16 protein-coding genes are annotated in these 19687 nt (G+C 36.2%); 4 read left to right on the top strand and 12 right to left on the bottom strand.

Annotated features, from left to right (window positions below):
- Positions 1-198 precede the first annotated feature (198 nt).
- From I215_RS06835 to I215_RS06810, 6 genes are all read right to left on the bottom strand, one after another.
- The gene (locus I215_RS06835) at positions 199-852 is read right to left on the bottom strand and encodes an NAD(P)-dependent oxidoreductase (RefSeq protein ID WP_008991234.1); all 654 of its coding nucleotides are present in this window, start codon (positions 850-852) and stop codon (positions 199-201) included.
- A gap of 14 nt (positions 853-866) precedes the next feature.
- On the bottom strand, positions 867-1568 hold the full coding sequence (locus tag I215_RS06830) for a DsbA family oxidoreductase (RefSeq protein ID WP_008991233.1): 702 nt from the start codon (positions 1566-1568) through the stop codon (positions 867-869).
- A gap of 13 nt (positions 1569-1581) precedes the next feature.
- The gene (locus tag I215_RS06825; protein ID WP_008991232.1) at positions 1582-2031 is read right to left on the bottom strand and encodes a hypothetical protein; all 450 of its coding nucleotides are present in this window, start codon (positions 2029-2031) and stop codon (positions 1582-1584) included.
- Between the two features lie 65 nt (positions 2032-2096).
- Positions 2097-2624, bottom strand: coding sequence for a YceI family protein (locus I215_RS06820; protein ID WP_008991231.1), 528 nt, complete (start codon positions 2622-2624; stop codon positions 2097-2099).
- Between the two features lie 222 nt (positions 2625-2846).
- Complete coding sequence (locus tag I215_RS06815) at positions 2847-3425, bottom strand: Crp/Fnr family transcriptional regulator (RefSeq protein ID WP_008991230.1); 579 nt, start codon at positions 3423-3425, stop codon at positions 2847-2849.
- Positions 3426-3821: 396 nt separating this feature from the next.
- Entirely contained in the window at positions 3822-4832 is a 1011-nt protein-coding gene (locus I215_RS06810) for a zinc-binding alcohol dehydrogenase family protein (RefSeq protein ID WP_008991229.1), read from the bottom strand.
- A gap of 603 nt (positions 4833-5435) precedes the next feature.
- On the opposite strand from I215_RS06810, the gene I215_RS06805 reads away from it, so the two are divergent.
- Both I215_RS06805 and I215_RS06800 read left to right on the top strand, forming a co-directional pair.
- On the top strand, positions 5436-6038 hold the full coding sequence (locus I215_RS06805; protein WP_040459961.1) for a superoxide dismutase family protein: 603 nt from the start codon (positions 5436-5438) through the stop codon (positions 6036-6038).
- Positions 6039-6111: 73 nt separating this feature from the next.
- Positions 6112-6681: a pentapeptide repeat-containing protein gene (locus tag I215_RS06800; RefSeq protein WP_008991227.1), complete on the top strand. Its 570-nt coding sequence runs from the start codon at positions 6112-6114 to the stop codon at positions 6679-6681.
- A gap of 105 nt (positions 6682-6786) precedes the next feature.
- Here I215_RS06800 and I215_RS06795 read toward each other — a convergent pair whose 3' ends face one another.
- Genes I215_RS06795 through I215_RS06785 form a run of 3 tightly spaced genes read right to left on the bottom strand, consistent with a single transcriptional unit; the run spans position 6787 to position 9731 of the window.
- Positions 6787-8112, bottom strand: coding sequence for a sugar MFS transporter (locus tag I215_RS06795; RefSeq protein WP_008991226.1), 1326 nt, complete (start codon positions 8110-8112; stop codon positions 6787-6789).
- 39 nt (positions 8113-8151) lie between these two features.
- A complete protein-coding gene (locus I215_RS06790; RefSeq protein ID WP_008991225.1) occupies positions 8152-8880 on the bottom strand; it encodes a LytR/AlgR family response regulator transcription factor in 729 nt (242 codons plus the stop codon).
- A complete protein-coding gene (locus I215_RS06785) occupies positions 8877-9731 on the bottom strand; it encodes a sensor histidine kinase (RefSeq protein ID WP_237738935.1) in 855 nt (284 codons plus the stop codon). Before I215_RS06785 ends, I215_RS06790 begins: the two co-directional genes overlap by 4 nt.
- 626 nt (positions 9732-10357) lie before the next feature.
- On the opposite strand from I215_RS06785, the gene nagB reads away from it, so the two are divergent.
- Both nagB and I215_RS06775 read left to right on the top strand, forming a co-directional pair.
- A complete protein-coding gene (gene nagB / locus I215_RS06780) occupies positions 10358-12274 on the top strand; it encodes a glucosamine-6-phosphate deaminase (protein WP_008991223.1) in 1917 nt (638 codons plus the stop codon).
- A gap of 125 nt (positions 12275-12399) precedes the next feature.
- Positions 12400-13260 carry a BadF/BadG/BcrA/BcrD ATPase family protein gene (locus I215_RS06775; RefSeq protein WP_008991222.1) on the top strand — a complete coding sequence of 287 codons (861 nt, stop codon included), beginning with the start codon at positions 12400-12402 and terminating at the stop codon, positions 13258-13260.
- A gap of 112 nt (positions 13261-13372) precedes the next feature.
- On the opposite strand, the gene I215_RS06770 is transcribed toward I215_RS06775, so the two are convergent.
- Genes I215_RS06770 through I215_RS06760 form a run of 3 tightly spaced genes read right to left on the bottom strand, consistent with a single transcriptional unit; the run spans position 13373 to position 19150 of the window.
- Positions 13373-14182 carry a hypothetical protein gene (locus tag I215_RS06770; RefSeq protein WP_008991221.1) on the bottom strand — a complete coding sequence of 270 codons (810 nt, stop codon included), beginning with the start codon at positions 14180-14182 and terminating at the stop codon, positions 13373-13375.
- 30 nt (positions 14183-14212) lie between these two features.
- Positions 14213-15922, bottom strand: a complete 1710-nt coding sequence (locus tag I215_RS06765) for a RagB/SusD family nutrient uptake outer membrane protein (RefSeq protein ID WP_008991220.1) — start codon at positions 15920-15922, stop codon at positions 14213-14215.
- An 18-nt stretch (positions 15923-15940) separates the two neighbouring features.
- The gene (locus I215_RS06760; RefSeq protein ID WP_051009172.1) at positions 15941-19150 is read right to left on the bottom strand and encodes a SusC/RagA family TonB-linked outer membrane protein; all 3210 of its coding nucleotides are present in this window, start codon (positions 19148-19150) and stop codon (positions 15941-15943) included.
- Positions 19151-19687 lie beyond the last annotated feature (537 nt).

Raw genomic sequence — 19687 nt, 5'->3', positions numbered from 1 at the left:
GATCAATGGGTTTTACGCTCTGGTTTATAAAAAATGGAAGTGGATACAATCTGAACCACTGATGCTCACCTGGTATCACCAGACAATTAATCAAGGGTATTTCGAACTTTTAACCAACCAAAAAAGTTCAATTATTGTGGAAGAAAATTAACAACCTCCCACTCTTTTACCAATTCTCCACTTCCACTTAAAATCATTTTAATAGGCTGCCGTAAATCGCTCTCTTACATGAGCGGCATTTTCTGCTTCATCTACCAGGACAACCGCGGTATCCTGTACGGACAACTCACTTTTACCTTGCTTATCAAAAACTGGGTTTTCTAACCCTTTTCGATAGGTATTTTTACGTTCTTGTGGTTTTCCAGGAGCCATTGCTAAGGCTGGGCTAAAAAAGGTCCACTCCAAATCTTCTTCTTTTTTTAAGACATCAAGATACTCAGAAGCAGCCATAGCTCCTGGTTTAATAGCTGCAGGGAAATTAGGATCATCGATCACCTTGGTATTCTGGTCTAGGTACAAGCTACCAGCTCCCCCAACTACTATAAGACGTTTAACCCCTGAATCCTTTACGGCCTGCTGAATGGCGTTTGAACCTTCGAGGAATTCATCATATATATTTGGATTGGTCCATCCTGGATTAAAGGCACTTATTACAACATCACTCCCAGATACCGCCTGAGCCAATTCATCTATGTTTTTCACATCAACGGCCTTTTTGGTAAGAAGGTCGTTGTTAATTTCGATTTTATCAGTGTTTCTAGCTATTGCAACCACTGTATGTTTGCGATCAAGAGCTTCTTTCAACACCTCTGCGCCTACAAATCCTGTAGCGCCAATTACTGCTATTTTCATAATATTTATTTTTGTTAGTCACAAATTCCATCGGTAGAACACGATGCTCCGCCGGTTATTTCCAGTTCGCTTTTACTTTTAGAAAATTCTTCCCAAGCCTTGTCGAGTGTCTGAAGAAACATCTCTGAAGATTGTGCTCCTGATACTGCGAATCTATCATTTAGCACAAAAAAAGGTACTCCTCTTACCCCAATATTTCTAGCCTCAAGCTCATCTTGCTTAACCTGATATGAGAAGTCTTCTGAACTAAGCATCCTTTTAATTTCCTCAGCATCCATTCCTATGGAACTTCCAATACGTATCAGCTCATCATGACTATCAATGTTTTTTCCTTGCTCAAGATGCGCCTTAAAAAGAGCTTCTTCTATCTCATTGCCTAAGTCTTTTGATTTTGCCATTTGGATAAGACGATGGGCATTAAATGAGTTTGCTAAAACTGAATTTTCAAAATCGAGCCTTAGCCCAACTTCTGCGCCCATTTGTGTTGCACCACCTAACATTTGCTTAGCTTGATCGATAGAGACACCCTTAGTATCTACAAAATAATTCAAGGTACTCATCGATGGATCTGTTTTAAGGTTAGGATCAAGTTGAAAACTCTTCCAAGTTATCTTTAAATTGTCCTTATGCTTAAATTCCTCTAATGCCATTTCGAATTTCCTTTTACCTATATAGCAAAAGGGGCATCTTACGTCAGACCAAATTTTAATTTCCATAGTTATTTATATTTTAATGGGAATCTAAGGGGGTAGAGACTTTCTTTTCCCCTAAAGAAAAATAGGTATTAAGAGTATCTTCTTTAATCTCTTTTTCCTGAATTTCAATTACTTTTGAATGTGGCAGTAATGCTTTAAAATTGATAGTAGTTGATTGTGTACTAATGATCAATATTGTCTTTTGAGTAGCTACTTCCCTTATTCTTTCTAGTATCTTAGATTGAATTACGGATGGATTATAAAGTATAATTACATCCGCTTCCCAACATGCTTGTTTTTCACAACTAATAAACTCAAGTTCTGCGAGTGTTTCTAATTCGTCGAATTTTTCTATAAACCTTGCATCCTTTTGCTGTCCTGCGGATATGAAAAGTAACTGAAGATCTTGAGCTATTAAATCCTCTAACAGTATTTGGGGAAAATTCTCATATTCTCCTATGATTGTAATTGTCTTGGGCTTCATTGAGAATGAATTAAGAGCAATCCTGGAACTTTTTTATTTTCATTTCCAGGATTGCTGTAGTAATGTTACGCTTGTTTTACAAACTGAACCTCTAAATTCAGTCTTACCTGATCACTAACAACAACGCTTCCAGCCTCGGTAACATCATTCCAAGTCAATCCAAAATCTTTACGACTAATTTTCCCATTAACCGTTAATCCTGCTTTAGTTTGTCCATAAGGATCAACTACAACCCCACCGAAATCGACATCGAGTGTGATTGGTTTAGTGATTCCTCTCATAGTTAATTCACCTTGAAGTGTATCGTTTTTCACGTCGAATTCTGCTGCTTTAAAGGTCAATTTAGGATGCTCATCATTAGCAAAGAAATCAGAAGAACGTAAATGTTCGTCACGTTGATCATTGTTAGTGTCAATAGATTCTATATCTGCTGTGAATTCTATGTTTTTTAAATTTTCAAACCCATCATCCACTGACTCAAGCGATCCCTCAAATACTTTAAATCTTCCAGTTACCGTTGAAATCATAAGGTGTTTCACTTTAAAAGTTACTTCACTGTGTGTTGGGTCGATAGTCCATTTTGAAATTGCCATAATATAAATGTTTTAATGATTATTAATTTATACTACAAATTTAGACTCATAGAACCTCCTAGCCAATGACCTATGATATGAAATGAGCGTGACCTATGTCACACTTAAAACTTAAGAGATTCTTAAATGCAGTGGATAAACCAAAGCGAAGACAATACTTACATGGGTTTTGTAAATGTTTTTTTGCTAATTAAACTACCTCGACAAAGCTCTGATTGGGTCTTATTGGTGACTAATTTGGCTGCGTAAGCGACTAAGTGTTTCTCGGGTAACCCCGATATATGAGGCTATCATATGCTGAGGCACCCGTTGTGAAATGCCAGGGAATTCACTAAGTAAATTAGTGTACCGTTGCTCGGCAGTAATGGTCATGTTTCTCATTAATCTGTTCTGGGTAGCAATCAGGTTGTTTTGAATGAGAATTCTGAAATAACGCTCTAATACGGGTAGTTCACTTAAAAGCTGATCCCAGGAGGGTTTAGTAATCAAAAGTAACTCGCTATCTTCAAGAGCTTCAATATTATACTCGGAGGCTTCACCTGTCAGAAAACTATATAGATCGGCTACCCACCATCCTTGCATACCAAATTGAAGGATATGTTCGTTTCCTTTGTCATCTATTCTAAAGCTCCTTAATAGTCCCTTTTCAACAAAACAAGTATAGACACAAGGATCGCCTTCCTGTAGAAGGAACCTTTTTCTTCGGAGTTTTTTAGGCATGAAAAAGGTTTTGGCATGTTCAAATTCTTGATCTGAAATAATTATGGTATCATTAATCTTATTTTGAAGAAATTCAAACATGTTCACAATTGATTTTAAACTAACCTGTTTTTTACTTTGATGTATTATAGACAACCAACCATAAAATTACTAAATTTAATTTGTGGTTAATACTTCTATAAGTCAAAAGTAGCATCATTGCACCCGTTAGAGCTAAAATTGAAAATCTCAGCTGCTCTACTAGATAAAGAATTTCACTTTTAAAAAACTATAATTACGAGTTGCAGATTTTAGACATAAGACGTACTTATTGAAACAAGTATCATGTCTGTGATTGTTACAGCATAAAATTAAGTCGACCAAATGATCCGAAAAAATTATAGCCTATGTACCCAAAGAAGGTAGGTTTATAGTACAAATCGATTTTTGTATGGCAAGGATTCTTTCCGAAAATGGTTACTAAGATTTGAAGAATAATCAATCAAAATTAACCATCGCCTTAATAACCCCTGTTTTAGGGTCTAACCAGGAATCAAAATTAGAAATCATTTCTGAAAAATGAACCTGATGAGTGACAAAGGAATCCGTTGGAAATTCTTTCAAATGCTTTATTACAAATTCAAAGTCTTCTACGGTAGCATTACGACTACATTTGAGAGTAGTTTCCTTGGCATGTATTTTAGGATGAGAGTAACAGAGGTCCTCTTTTGAAAGACCAACTAATATAAATTCTCCTCCATGTGCCATATAATCAATTCCAGCTTCTAAAGCTCTTTTGTTACCTGTAGCATCGAATACCGCAGTAGCCATATCTGTATTAGTCAAGTCAGAAATTTGACTAACTGGATCTTCCAAGACGTTAAAAGCATGTTGTACTCCAATTTGATCAACCACATAACGCAAACGATCCTTATTCACATCTAATGCAATGACATGGGCACCAATGATTTGAGCGAGTTTCATAAGCCCAATTCCTATAGGTCCACAGCCAATAACAACTATAAAATCCTCTTTTTGGACATTGGACCTTCTGAGTGCGTGCGCTCCAATAGCTAGTGGCTCAACAATTGCCATTTCATTATAGGTTAATTCATTGGCTTGAATTAAAAGGTCAGTACGAACCGTGATGACCTCCTGCATTCCACCATCTGTATGAACACCCAATACTTTAATATTTGAGCAGCAATTTGTTTTCCCTCGCCTACAAGCAATACAATTCCCACAACTCACATATGGCATCACAATTACCTTATCTCCTTGTTTAAAACCTTGGTGGTTTTGGTCAACCTCAAGAATCTCCGCAGCCAATTCATGTCCAAGAATTCTTGGATAATTAAAAAAGGCTTGATTTCCAGCATAGGCATGTAGATCCGTCCCACAAATACCAACGCGATGAATCTTTAGCAATGCTTCACCAGGGCCTTTAACTGGGATGTTGTTTTCTTTTAATTTAAAATTGGAAGGTTCTTCGCACACTATATACTTCATGGAAATATTTAATTTTAAGCTAAAGTTAAATAGAAAATTTTAATTATGTTCAAATCCTAATTCGAAACGGGTATTGTCAAGACTTCTGATTCTAATCCCTTACTAATGACCTTTAATGTGGGAATACCGCTATTGCCAATATGAATTCATACAATCAGGTTATGTTACTGGGTTATTTAATAATCTGGTACTATTAAAATGTTGCTGGTATTAAATCTAACAAATCGGAGATCAAAGAAATTCAAAAACGCATTTTTGGTAGATGATCTTAGTTATATAAAGGCGAGCTACAATTCTATACATTGGTATTTTAGCTCCAATAAGATATTAAATAACTACAATTAAAGATGTTAGCAACCCCTAAATTAAAACAATTGGCCTTAAGAAATGCCTGGTTAAATCAGTAAAATTAACGCTATTACATTGTGAAAACTACGTTAATTTGCCTATGAAATTTTAATAACTCTTAACTTCTTCTTACTTTAGATTAAATTTAACATTTGATTTTTAGAAGATTTGCTCGCTATTAAGGTAATAGAACCCAAAGTAGCATATCACAAGACAACCATTTTAAAACAACTAAATAATTTAATTTTAAATACTATGATTTTAAAAAGAATACAACTATTACTTCTAGCATCGATACTCGTTTTAGGTGTAAGTTGTAAACAGAACAGTAAAAAGGAAGATAGCTCAGTAAGCGGTGCGGAAAGTACTACTACTGAGATGAAAACTCCTGAGAAAAAGGAAGAAGTAAAGAAGGTTAAGGTAGCCATGGAATCTAAAAGCGATTCCAATGTAAGCGGAAACGTAGTTTTTAAAGAAGAAAATGGTAAAGTATCTATGACGGCAGTATTCGACGGACTTACTCCTGGAGAACACGCAATACATTTACATGAAAATGCAGATTGTAGTGCAGCTGATGGTAGTTCCGCTGGAGGACACTGGAATCCAACTTTTGAAAAACATGGTAAGTGGGGAGATTCTGAAGGATACCACAAAGGAGATATCGGAAACTTCCAAGCTGACGAGAATGGAAACGGAACAATCACTTTCGACACCGACCAATGGTGTATCGGTTGTGGTGACGAGAAAAAGGATATCCTAGGAAAATCGGTTATTGTTCACCAAGGAACAGATGATTTCACCTCACAACCTAGTGGTGATGCTGGTGGAAGAATTAGCTGTGGAGGAGTTATCCAATAAATCAAACCACATTTATTAAAATAATAATCAAGGCCACGTTATCGCAACGTGGCTTTTTACATAACAGCCGACCATGAATCCTTTTATCGCGGATCAAGAATTTGAAAATATAGACTTCAGCACTACTGCATTTAAAAAAGGAGAGTACGATAACTGCATCTTTTCAAAATGTAAGTTTAGTGAGGTATATTTAAGCAACACTCAATTTGTAGAATGTGAATTCCACAGCTGTGATTTTAGCGGTGCTCACCTTAAGAATTGCTCATTTAAAGATGTTACCTTTTTTGATACCAAGCTCATTGGTTTACATTTTTTTGAATGTCTTACATTTTTACTTTCATTTCATTTCCAAGGATGTAATTTGAGTTATTCATCCTTTGAAAATTTAGACATTAAATCCACTAATTTTAAAAATTGTAACCTCCAGCATACAGATTTTTCCCATACAAATTTAACTGGAGCCTTATTAGATGATTGTGATTTAAGTAATGCAGTGTTCTTTAACACCAACCTTGAAAAAGCCGATTTATACTCATGTAAAAATATACAATTGAATCCTGAGAATAATATATTAAAAAATGCCATATTTTCGACTCATGGCGCGCTCTCCCTACTTTCCAAACACCAAATAATTATAAAGTAACAGCCTAACTAACTTAACAATTACATCCTATAGGATGATTTTTTCAGAAGAAAAAAACCCCAATCAATGATTGAGGCTCTTCTATACAATATTAATTGGTGGTTGTTATTTCTTCAATCCTACCTTATGACCGTATAGGGCATAAAACAGTATAAAGGCGTAACATGGGAACAAGATCCAATAGCTAGAAGTTGCAGCCTCAGCCGTTGCGACAGACTGTTCAACACCGCTTTGAATTAATTCGGCTTTACCTTGATCCACTAGATATCCATAAAGTGGAGGAATAATTGCCCCACCAGAAATTGCCATCACTAATAAAGCAGAGGCCGTTTCGGTAAATTTCCCAAGCCCTTTTAACGCCAGTGGCCAAATTGCAGGCCATACCAAGGCATTTGCAAATCCAAGAGCAGCAACAAATAACACTGAAGTAAATCCTGTTGTACTGATAATCCCTATTCCAAAAACAATACCCAGTATAGCACTTATCTTAAGTGCAGTAGTTTGGTTAAGGTACTTTGGAATTAAAATCACACCCAAAATATAACCACCTACCATGGCCATAAGAGTCATAAAAGTAAACCCTTTAGCTTCTTCTCCAGTCATTCCCAACGAGATTCCATAAGATATGATAGTATCACCAGCAATCACTTCAACACCTACATACAAGAACAAGGTTAAAACTCCTAACCATAGGTGTGGAAATTGGAAAATACTTGTCTTTTTAGTCCTCACCACTCCTGTTTCGCTTTCTGTTTCTTCAATTTCATCAGCTTCTACATTTGGAAGAGGCGCTTTATTAATTAGTAGTGCCAATACAAATAAAACCACTGCCATTACAATATATGGAAGAACTACAGAGTTTGCCATTTCTTGAAGTAATGCATTCTTTTGTGCATCATCCACAAGAGCGAGTTTCTCTTGAATTTCATCTATTCCTGATAATAATAATGCTCCGAAGATAAAAGATCCCAAAGCCCCAGCGCTTTTATTAGCGATTCCCATAATAGAGATTCGTTTTGCCGCACTTTCAATAGGTCCGAGAATGGTTATATATGGATTTGATGCAGTTTGCAAAATAGTCATTCCTAATCCTTGAATAAAAATACCCGCTAAAAACACCCAATAGGTACGTGCCTCCGCAGCTGGAATAAACACCAGTGCCCCGATGGCCATTATAATTAGTCCTAAAGACATTCCTTTTTTATAACCTAGCTTATTAATAATATAAGAAGAAGGCAAAGCCATAGCCACAAAAGAAATATAGGAAGCCGAAGCCACCAAATAAGATTGTGCGTCTGTAAGTTCATTGATGGTTTTCATAAATGGAATCAAAGCTCCATTGATCCATGTAACGAAACCGAAAATAAAGAATAGCCCAGCTATGACCATCATAGGAACTAGACTGTTTGATTTCTGAGAGGTAGTTGTCATGAGTTATATAATACTTAGTTAATAGTTTCTATTTAGATATTATTCGGTTAAAAAATTCCCTTTGTCTTTTAAAATTCGCTCCTTGGCATATTTGACGTAATTTCTACCAATTGGGATTTTCTTATCAGCTATTTCAATAAGATTCCCTTCAATAGATTTCACTTTATCAATAGCAATAGTATATGATTTATGAACCCTTATAAAATTCTCCGCTGGAAGCTCTTCACTAATACTTGACAAGGATTTATGTGAAATAAAAGTTCCTTCCCTACTGTGGAGTTTGATATAATCCTTTAAGCTTTCTATATACAATATTTCACTTAAAAATATTTTAATCAGTTTTTTGTCGACCTTTAAAAAGATATGAGGATCTTGATCAAAATCCCCTACCTGCTTTAGACCCTTCGACTGCAACAATCGAGCATTTAATTTATTGAATGATTTTAAAAACCGATTAAAAGGAATTGGCTTTACAAGATAATCCAACACTTCCAATTCATAGCTCTCAATTGCATACTCTCTGTAGGCCGTAGTTATAATTATTAAAGGATGTGAACTAAGATTCCTTAAAAACTCCAATCCGTTCATTCTAGGCATATTAATATCCATAAATACCACATCAACATCAGGCCGCTTAAAAGCAGGCAAAGCATCAATAGGATTACTAAAAACCCCAACCACTTCCACATTAGAAAACTCTTTCAAATACGATTCAAGTACCTGAATCGCTAGTGGCTCATCGTCTATGATTAGGCAATTTATATTCATGCAATCGGAATTATTAAAGTCACAACATACTGATTTTTATGTAATTGATTTGTAAAACTATAGCGATCCCCGTACAACATTTCCAGGCGTCTTTTTAGGTTAACTAAACCAATCCCTCCTGGGGTTTGTTGCTTTTGCCCAGAATCAAAATAATTTTTAATAGTAAAGATCAGTTGCTTGTCTCGGGTTTCAAAATCCACCGTAATATTTTGATCATCTTTAGTTTTTACACCATGTTTAAATGCATTTTCGACCAAGGGTAAAAACAACAAAGGCGGCACAAGGACATCATCTATATTCCCACTAATGCCAATTTCTGCTTCAAAGTTCTCCCCATGTCTTAGTTTCTCCAGTGCAATATAATTATCAATATATTCAATTTCCTTAACTAAAGACACCTCACTCTTTTTAGCATCGTAGATCACGTATTTCATGAAATCAGATAAGCGAAGTACCACATTAGACGCTGTTTGGGAACCTTTCAAGGTCAAGGCATATAAATTATTAAGTGTATTAAAAAAGAAATGAGGTTGCATTTGTGCCTTTAAATACTTGAGTTCTGTCTGATATTGCAATTCCCTCAATTCTCGGTTTTTAGTTCGTTCGTTTAAAAATTCTACTGTAAACTTGATGGCGGCCGTTAAACTCAACACATATAGTTCACCTATACATACAGCCAGAATGTGATTAAAACTAAAGGGCTTTTGCACCCCGATAGCTTCTGGCCATATATCCTTAGAGACTAAATAAAAATTTAGACCCGTCCTTACACTATAATGCACTCCCAAAGCTAGAAGTAACACTGAAAAATAAGTGAAGTACTTCCTTTTTAAGAGGAATTTTGGAATCAAATAGTAGATATTAAAATATACAATCAGAATATGGAGCGGAAACTCTACTAGGTTTGATTTCAAAGAGTAGGAATAATCATTAAAATAACTCCCCCATCTAACGAGATTAATTAGAAAATAACATACCCAAAAAAAGAAATGATACTTAAAAGTAATAGTATTCCTTGCAATGGTCCCCAGTTTATTCATCAGTAGCTTCTATACATCTATTTACAATTATTGTGAAAAAATATAACTATTCGAAAGAATAACCAAAATAAATTTTCAAAAATCAAAATCTCAAAAACTGTTATCTCCTTTTTAATGTTGTTTGTTGCCTTATCCGTGCTGTTGGTATAAAAAGCTTTTTAAAGTAGCAATCTTAAAGTAAATTTTACTTTTTATTCGTTGAATTTCAACTTAAGATAAGTAAAATGAACTATAAAAATGACGAGGGCAATCTAAAATCCATCACATCAATAGAAAGGAAATGTAATAAAATTTAATAAATTAGAAATAAATATATCTATAAATAAGTAAAAACAATAAATTAAGCACATATTAATAACAAAAAACAACTTTTTGACAATAAAATAACAAAATATACAATACTACTTTTTGGTAACATTAAAAAAGGCTAATACGAAATGATACAACAAATTAAACACAAACAGGTCGGTAAATTTGAAGATACCAAATTTGAGAAGATCCACAATGAGATTTTTGAAGACTCTTATGAGGCATCTAAGGTGGTGGCTGCTGAAATCGCAGACCTCATTCGCCAAAAACAAGATAAAGGCGAGGCTTGTGTGCTAGGGCTAGCTACTGGTTCTTCTCCAATTAAGGTATATGAAGAACTCGTTAGACTTCATAAAAATGGTGAACTTAGTTTCCACAATGTAATAACCTTTAACCTAGATGAGTACTATCCAATGGATGCTGAAAATCGACAAAGTTATTACTACTTTATGCATCAGCATTTGTTTGATCACATTGACATCAATCCTGAAAACATCCATATTCCCAGTGGCCAAGTGAGTCAAGAAGAACTCAATCAATACTGTATTGATTACGATATGAAAATCAAACAACTAGGTGGTCTTGATTTTCAATTACTAGGTATTGGTAGAACAGGACATATTGGATTTAACGAACCAGGTTCTCACATCAATTCAGGAACTCGTATTATCACTTTAGATCACATCACTCGACGTGATGCGGCATCTGACTTTAACGGTATTGAAAACGTACCTAAGAAAGCGATCACAATGGGAGTTAGCACCATTTTGAAATCTAAAAGAATAATCATGCTTGCTTGGGGACATAAAAAAGCTTCCATTATAAAGGAAACAGTCGAGGGACAGATTACCGCAACTATTCCAGCAAGTTTCTTACAGAATCATCCTAATACCACTATGATTATGGATCAGGAGGCGGCATCAGAACTAAGCCGTATCAAAACTCCATGGATAGTAAGTCAATGTGTTTGGACCGACAACCTTAAATTAAAAGCTGTTACGTGGCTTAGTGAAGAACTCAAAAAACCTGTTCTGAAATTAACAGACAAAGATTATAATGAGCATGGAATGTCTGGATTACTTTCAATTGAAGGTTCTTCATACAACCTAAACATTAAGATATTCAACAAACTACAACATACCATTACAGGTTGGCCAGGAGGTAAACCAAATGCTGATGATACCAATCGTCCTGAACGTAAATCACCGGAGAAAAAACGCATCATTATATTCAGTCCACACCCTGACGATGATGTGATCTCTATGGGTGGAACCTTCTCCAGATTGATCGAACAAGGACACGATGTTCATGTCGCTTATCAAACCTCAGGAAATATTGCCGTTACCGATGAAGAGGCTTTAAAATTTGCTGAAGTTGCGAACTTACTGAGTCCCAGTACAGAAGAAACAAATTTCAAAAAGATTATATCCTTCTTGAATTCTAAAACTACTGCATATGGAGATAGTTTGGAGACCAGAAAGGTCAAAGGGTTAATTCGACGGATGGAATCGTATGGCGCCACAAGGTACCTTGGCTTGGATGATTCCAAAGTCCATTTTCTAGATCTTCCGTTCTATGAAACGGGTGAGGTGAAGAAGAACCCTGTAGGGCCAGAGGATATACAGTTAATTTCTGATTTAATAACAACGATACAACCACATCAAATCTATGCTGCAGGAGACCTAGCTGACCCACACGGGACACACAAGCTTTGTCTAGATGCTATTTTTGAATCCCTAGCCAGTATCAAACATTTAGACTTTATGGATGATTGTTGGGTATGGCTATACCGAGGAGCTTGGCATGAATGGGATATCGCTGATATTGAAATGGCCGTTCCTCTGAGCCCAGATGAAATGAATAAGAAAATCAACGCCATTCTTTTCCACCAGTCGCAAAAAGACAGAGTAATGTTTCAAGGGGAGGATTCTCGAGAGTTCTGGGTACGAGCTCAAGAACGCAACAGAAACACTGCCCTATTATATGATAATCTAGGATTAGCGGAATACGAAGCAATAGAAGCTTTTAAACGCTATCACTTTTAAAATTATGTTAGCTTTATCAAAGGAGCTCATATCGCCCGAATTATTAGAGCTCCTTTGATTAATATAAATAAAGTACCAAGGCAAAGTAATAACTTTAGGTACTTCACACCCTAATAAATAATAATATGATACTAGTAGCAGACAGCGGTTCAACCAAATGCGACTGGGTACTTGCAGATACTGATGGCAAACAATTGCTTACCGCGCAGTCAGAAGGTATAAACCCTATGGCCTTAAGTGATAAAGCAATTTTTTCAATTATACGTGAGAACACAGATTTACAACCCTATAAAAGTTTAATTACCCAAATTCATTTTTACGGAGCTGGGTGCGGCACAGTAAGTGCAGACAAAAAAATGAAATTGATTTTGGAAGAAATTTTCCAAAACACCAACCATATCAGTATTAAAGAAGATGTAATCGCGGCAGTTCACGCGACAACTGACCAACCTGGAATAATTTGTATTCTAGGTACGGGATCGAATTGTAGTTATTTCGACGGTCAGGAATGTATTCAAAGAATACCTTCATTAGGCTATGTATTATCTGATGAAGGAAGCGGAAATCACATTGGAAAAGAGTTACTTCGAGCTTACTTTCATCACAAAATGCCGGCGCGCATCAAAAAGGATTTTGAAGAGCAGTTTGATGTAGACTTAAACCAAGTATTACAACAATTGTATCATAACCAAAATCCAAATAAATATTTGGCATCTTTTGGAAAGTTTATTTTCAAACATAAACAAGAGCCCTTCGCACAAGAAATTCTCGATAACGTAATTGAGAGTTTTATTGAAACCTATTTAACACATTACCATCAAGAACTACAAAAATATCCTGTTCATTTTGTAGGATCCATTGCCTATTATGCACAAGATATCATTATCAAAAAACTCAAAAATCGTGGTTATAGAGCTAGTTCTTTTGTCAGAAAACCTATAGACAATCTAATAAAATACATTGTACTTCAAAACCAAAATATTTAGCAAGTAAAAGTATTTTAATTTCAAAGTATTTAACTAAAAAACCCCAGCACTGATAATAGTACTGGGGTCTTTCTAGCTAAATATAAAAAACTAACCTATTAAGTTTTTCCTTTTATTCTGGTTTAAAAACCCATACCCATCCATGGGGATCATCTGGAATTCCATTATTAGGACGATACAATATGAGTTCATCCTCAGTCAAAGAAATAATGGAATACGACCCATTAGGATTTCCTCTTGGCTCTTCAGCTCCTAAAATATTGCCTCCATCGTTAATCTGCAGAGTTTGTTTACCTACATCCAACACAAATGAGGTCACTTGAGGTGCAGCGTCAGGACCAGAGTAATAAGTGTAATTAGCACCTCCATTGAGATCAAATGTCATCTTTCCTGCAGCATCTACTGGAGGACAACATTCTCCTGCGGCATTCCACCATGGAGTTCCCGCCCCAGCAGGATCATCAGGCGCAGCCATATACCACCACTGACCACCATCAGCTTCAGGTCCACCATCAAATACCCACGTTTTTCCAGCAGAAGTATCTTCACCGACCAAATCATACCAATCTTGAGGAAGTTCATGATCTAGTTGATCAATTTGAACTTCAATTGTTTTAGTAAAGAATTCCGAACCAAGAGTTCCAACATACGAAAAAGTGATTGCTCCAGGAATTGGGTATATAAATTCATGTTTATTGGTTAAAGCTTTTCCTACATTAAAATCCCAGTACCCAGTAACTCCTGGGGTATCCATGCTTAGTTCGATTAAATTTCCTCCCTCAGTAGCCTGAGTAGCAGTTAATTTAACATCATCCATACTTAATGTGCTCTCGAGCACATCTCTATCTTCTATGGGCTGACATGCTCCAAGTATTAGTAACAAGGCGCTCCCCAATAAACTTATAATTCTATTTTTTTTCATCTTATTAATATTTTTAAGTTTATAAAAAGATTACCAACCAGGATTCTGCTGATAAATACCATTAGAGAGTCTAATTTCAGATTCAGGAATTGGAACTAATCCTTTCGTCTCAGGTCTATATTGAACACTATATGTAGCGTCAATACCAGAGTTTTGAACTTCAATCTGAGCGCCAAATGCAGAATCCACATCTCCCCAACGTACCAAATCAAACCAACGAAGTGCTTCAAAAGCAAATTCATGTTTACGCTCCTCTTTTAGTGCTTGTAAGGAGTATCCCACATTTCCAAGTCCAACACGTCCTCGTACCGCATTTAAACCAGTAGCGGTTTCAGTTATTTCAGAATGCATTAATAAAACATCCGCATATCGCATGAACACAAAATCTTGGGCTGACCACAATTGCATATCACCGACTGTAATATCATACATAAACCAAAACATTCCTTTAATATCTTGCACCCCTGCTGGATCATTATGTTGAAGAGTGGTGTACTTTTTGTTCATCAAGCCGGTTTCATGATCTCCAAAACCTGATTGCCAACCTTCAGTTCCTTGTTCAGCGTTACCTAATTGAATAATTGAACCTTCTTTTCTAGGATCGGCATCATCCCATTGGTTCCACAGAATTGGGTTAACTGTTCCCATACCCCAACCTTGTCCAAATGGGATCATGTTGTTATCACGTATACCAAAAAAGAGTCTCATACGGTTGTTAAATTGTTGTCCGTCATCCCAAGTTGAAGGAGAATAACGTTTCACAAACATAAATTCATTATTCCCATTCCCAAATGTTGGCGTATTACCATCTTGTCCAGCCCAGTCTAATCCTTCAGCTTCAGCCCAAGGAAGAACAACCTCACCTGCACTTTTATTTACATAGGAGTATGGCCATAGGTTTCTGAAATCATCAACTAATCCGTAACCACTGTTGTTTATAACCTCATCTAAATAGGCTACCACTTGAGATTTGGATATTGATCCTCCATCAGGAAGTGGTAAATCACTAGTGGGTTGTCCTTCAATATTGGTCATATAACCAGTATAATACAAATAAGCCCTTGCCATATACCCTTGTGCTACCCACTTATTAGCATGTCCATAATTCTCTGTAGAGGGTCCAGATCCATTTGCTGACGGGAACAGTTCAATCGCTGTTTTAAAATCAGATGCAACCTGTGCATAGGTTTCGGAATAACTTGATCTAGGTAAGTCTTTTGGATCGTCAGAATTAACTAATAATGGTACTCCACCAAAGAATTTGGCAGCTCTAAAGTAATAGAATCCTCGCATAAAATAAGCTTCTGCGAGTGCGGTATTCAAATATTCTTGCTCTGCTTCTTCCGTCAAAAAGTGCTCAGAAAAGTCAGCTTCAGAAAGTTTTTCAATTAGGATATTACAACGGTATACACCATTATAAGTTTGCACCCATAAATCTTTATAAGTATCCTCTTCTGGATCTTGAAATCCATCAATATTTTTAGCCGCACGATCATCAGGGCCTCCGCCTCCAAACATCATGTCTGAAAGCAAGTTGGCTGAAATGGATTCATCATTCATTGCGTCAGCAGAATACAGCGCATGATAGACACCAGCCATAGCCTCATCAATATCTTGTGGTCTACTATAATAATTATCAAGACCTTTTTCGTAGAGGTTGTCCGTATCTGTAAATTCTTGGCTACAACTGACTATAAAGGCTGTTGCAACCACTGATAAAGTATATATAATTTTTTTCATTGTCTTTTCTATTTTCGATTAAAAGTCAACACTCAGTCCAAGCATTACAGTTCTTGGTAATGGATACAATCCTAGATCAACTCCAGAAGCCCATCCAGTATTATCATTTCCACTATAAGATACATCTGGATCCATTCCGTCATAAGATGTAAAAGTGTACAAGTTATTGACAGAAGCATAAAGTTTGATTTCTTTGATGTAATCAATATGCTCTAAATATTGTCCTAACTTAAATCCTACGGTAAGGTTGCTAATTCTTAAATAATCTGCATCATGCAAATAGATATCAGAAATTAAGTTGGTATTTCTGTTAGAACCAGAACTCAATCGGGGAAGACGTGTTGAAGTTCCTTCTCCATGCCAACGGTCAAAAATACTTGTAGTATAGTTTTGATCAAAGTTATCTGCAAAGGAACGATACGATTGCATAACTTGCCCTCCAAACTTACCAGCTAATGTGGTATTTATATAAAATCCTTTGTACTCTGCATTTAATTGAATACCAAGTTCAAAATCAGGCAGAGGGCTCCCTAGTTCTACTTTGTCGTTATCATCAATAACCCCGTCTTGGTTCTGATCTACAAAACGAACATCCCCAGGTCGTTGATCATCGAAATAAGGTGTTCCATCCGGAGTCACATAAGCATCTACTTCGTCTTGATTTTGTAAAATACCATCTGTTTCCAATCCATAGAAATAACCTATTGGTTTACCAACTTGAACTCTAGATATATAAGATGTCCCTTGTGATAAGATATTTGGTTCCCCTGTGATAATACCTTCAGCATTTGCCAATTTGGTTACCTTGTTTTTATTAAATGCTCCACTAACAGTAGCGCCATATTTAAAGTCACCAGCGTTATCATTCCAAGAAAGAACTACTTCAACACCAGTATTCTCAATATCCCCTCCGTTAATAAAAGGAGCAGCTGCGCCAGCGGTTCCTAGAACAGGTGCTAAAACCAACCAGTCTTTAGTTGTTTTTTTGTACCAGTCTGCCGTAAAAGCTAATCTTGAATTAAAGAATCGTGCATCCACACCAAAATCTAATTGTTCTGAAGTTTCCCAGGTCACATCTGGATTAGGTATTCTCGTTGGAATAGAAGTCACATTTCCAGTTGGCTTTGTATCTCCAAAATAATAACCTGGAGATATATAAGACACTGTTGAGCTATAGTAGAAGTTATCGATTGATTGATTACCATTTTGTCCCCAGCTTCCTCTTAGTTTGATAAACATATTGCTGTCGGCCATAAAGTTTTCTTCACTAAGCACCCAACCTGCCGATACAGATGGGAAATATCCCCAACGGTTACCTTCTGCGAAATTTGAAGAGTTATCCGCTCTCATTGTTGCAGAAAACATATACTTCTCTTTGTAGTTGTATTGTGCTCTAGCCACATATGACAAGAGTCCTCCACCTCCAGCTGCCCAATCAGCACCATTGGTATTGATCGCTCCAATAGAAGATTTAGTTACATTATTTAAAAAGGCAAATCTAGGATCTTCAAATTGAGATCCTGACATACTCCCACCAACTTCAAAATTAACTTCATTTTGGATTAACTCGTTTCCAATTAAAGCTGTCAAATTATGATCTCCAAAACTTGTTTCATATGATATGGTATTGGTCAGAGTAGAAGTATTCCCTAAATAAGAACTTTGAGAAACACCGTCTGTTGGGCTATTATATAAGGAACCAAGAGCGAAAATTGGTGTCCAAGAACGACTATGCCCAAACCAGGCATTTACCCCATATGAAGAACGCAACTTTAAGTTCTTGATAGGTTCAATTTCAAGATATACGTTCCCAACAATGGTATTTCCTTTATTTCCAAGATTTGCATAATTGTGACGGTAAAACATCGTTGCAATTGGATTGTGAGAATTGTTGGAAATTCCATCCATAGTTGGCGTAAACCCATTATTATCAGGAGAATCAGCCCAATACGCTGGCATCAATGGGTGTTGAACTAATGCATTATGCAAATCATTCCAGTAGATGTTTCCAGTAGCTACACTTCTGTTGTCTGTTTGAGAATAAGTGAAGTTCTCTCCTAGGGTTACAAGGCTTCTCTCATCATTTTTAAAGAGTACAAACTCTGTATTTAAACGAGTGGTAAGTCTTTTAAAACCAGCATCTGTAACATTACCACCGATAATACCAGCCTGATCCAAATAAGACACACCCAGAGAATACGTTATATCTTCACTTCCTCCAGTGATATTAAGGGAGTGGTTGGAAACAGGTGCATTTTTCATGGTGATTTCATCAATCCAGTTGGTTCCTTCCCATCCATTTTGAAGTCTATTCCATACATGCTCTCCTAGTTGCGTACCTAATTGTCCAGGATATGTATTGTTTAACCATGCGTTGTTTTTAATTAAGGCTTCCCAATTATTCGGAGCCAAACCATCATTCACTCTACCCTCATCCATGATATACATATATTCTTGTGCATTCAAAGGTGAAAGGTTTTTGTAAATGTTCTGAAAACCATAATAGGTCTCATAATGTACTGATGCCTGTTTTGATTTAGAACCTTGTCTAGTGGTTACTAAAACAACACCATTTGCTGCTCTAGAACCATAAATAGCAGCAGAAGCTGCATCTTTCAAAACATCGATACTTTCGATATCCCCTGAACTTAGGTAATCAATATTTCCTACCGCAACACCATCAACAATATATAAAGGGTTTGAATTACCAATTGTACCTAAACCACGAATGGTTACTTTAGTACCAGCTCCAGGAGCTCCATTGTTACGACTTACACTAACACCAGGTGCAACACCTTGCAGTGCTTCCATAGCGGTTCCAGTGTTTAACATAGCAATATCCTCCCCTTTAAGGTTCAAGTTTGCTCCAGTTACCAAAGCCTTTTTCTGAACTCCGTAACCGATAACGACCACTTCATCCAAGGCCTCTAATGAGGTTTCAAGAACTACATTAATAGTAGTTTGTCCACCTACTGCTACAGTTTGTGTTTTCATTCCAACATAGGTAAAAACCAAATTGTCGGACGAAGAGACATCTGAAATACTGTAATTTCCGTCAAAATCCGTTTGCACACCATTAGTGGTACCTTCAACGACCACCGCAACACCTGGCATCGGCATGCCTGTGTCATCGGTTACAGTTCCACTAACTGCTTTTGTCTGCGAAAACATACTTTGGACGCCACACAGCATCAAAGTAAAGATCGCAATTTTCAGTTTTAGCTTCATCTTAAATAAATTTTAGAATAAATTAGGTTAGTAATAAGAATCATTCAAAAACGATTGAACAACTCAGCCATTTCCATGAACTATAGAACATGGAAAATGAGGAATATCAATAAACTGACAATCGCAATTATCAATAATACCTCTACTAAGGTTCTCCAATTCAATTTTGAAAAACTATTTTTCATTACGTAAATGTTAAAAAAACACTAAAATAAAGCACACTATTAATTCTGCATTTAGTACTATTTATGAAGCATTTACAGCATATCCACAGCAAATGCAACATTAGTTATGATTAATGCGACATTTGTATTAACGCCTTAATAGATGTTAGGATTGATAATGCTAAGAAATTTAACATTGAGATGACAAAAAAGTCTTAAAATTAATAACAACACCATTGGAGTAAATCAGGAAATCATTCCAAACGTGAGTTAAAATAAAATAGTAGGCCTACTACTGGATATATATATCTGAAAATTGACAAATATTTGTATTACCAACATTAATTCCTACCATACAAGTGATTTATATTAT

This window comes from Galbibacter marinus, assembly GCF_000300875.1.
GTDB lineage: Bacteria > Bacteroidota > Bacteroidia > Flavobacteriales > Flavobacteriaceae > Galbibacter > Galbibacter marinus.
The sequence above is the reverse complement of the archived record's forward strand: the minus strand, read 5'-3'. Positions and strand labels throughout refer to the sequence as shown.

Excerpts from the sequence above, each read along its gene's own strand:
- I215_RS06835 (WP_008991234.1), bottom strand. The coding sequence starts at position 852 with ATGAAAATAGCAGTAATTGGCGCTACAGGATTTGTAGGCGCAGAGGTG.
- I215_RS06760 (WP_051009172.1), bottom strand. The coding sequence starts at position 19,150 with ATGAAGCTAAAACTGAAAATTGCGATCTTTACTTTGATGCTGTGTGGC.
- I215_RS06805 (WP_040459961.1), top strand. The coding sequence starts at position 5,436 with ATGATTTTAAAAAGAATACAACTATTACTTCTAGCATCGATACTCGTT.
- I215_RS06815 (WP_008991230.1), bottom strand. The coding sequence starts at position 3,425 with ATGTTTGAATTTCTTCAAAATAAGATTAATGATACCATAATTATTTCA.
- I215_RS06795 (WP_008991226.1), bottom strand. The coding sequence starts at position 8,112 with ATGACAACTACCTCTCAGAAATCAAACAGTCTAGTTCCTATGATGGTC.
- I215_RS06825 (WP_008991232.1), bottom strand. The coding sequence starts at position 2,031 with ATGAAGCCCAAGACAATTACAATCATAGGAGAATATGAGAATTTTCCC.
- nagB (WP_008991223.1), top strand. The coding sequence starts at position 10,358 with ATGATACAACAAATTAAACACAAACAGGTCGGTAAATTTGAAGATACC.
- I215_RS06800 (WP_008991227.1), top strand. The coding sequence starts at position 6,112 with ATGAATCCTTTTATCGCGGATCAAGAATTTGAAAATATAGACTTCAGC.
- I215_RS06820 (WP_008991231.1), bottom strand. The coding sequence starts at position 2,624 with ATGGCAATTTCAAAATGGACTATCGACCCAACACACAGTGAAGTAACT.
- I215_RS06775 (WP_008991222.1), top strand. The coding sequence starts at position 12,400 with ATGATACTAGTAGCAGACAGCGGTTCAACCAAATGCGACTGGGTACTT.
- I215_RS06770 (WP_008991221.1), bottom strand. The coding sequence starts at position 14,182 with ATGAAAAAAAATAGAATTATAAGTTTATTGGGGAGCGCCTTGTTACTA.
- I215_RS06790 (WP_008991225.1), bottom strand. The coding sequence starts at position 8,880 with ATGAATATAAATTGCCTAATCATAGACGATGAGCCACTAGCGATTCAG.
- I215_RS06765 (WP_008991220.1), bottom strand. The coding sequence starts at position 15,922 with ATGAAAAAAATTATATATACTTTATCAGTGGTTGCAACAGCCTTTATA.
- I215_RS06830 (WP_008991233.1), bottom strand. The coding sequence starts at position 1,568 with ATGGAAATTAAAATTTGGTCTGACGTAAGATGCCCCTTTTGCTATATA.
- I215_RS06810 (WP_008991229.1), bottom strand. The coding sequence starts at position 4,832 with ATGAAGTATATAGTGTGCGAAGAACCTTCCAATTTTAAATTAAAAGAA.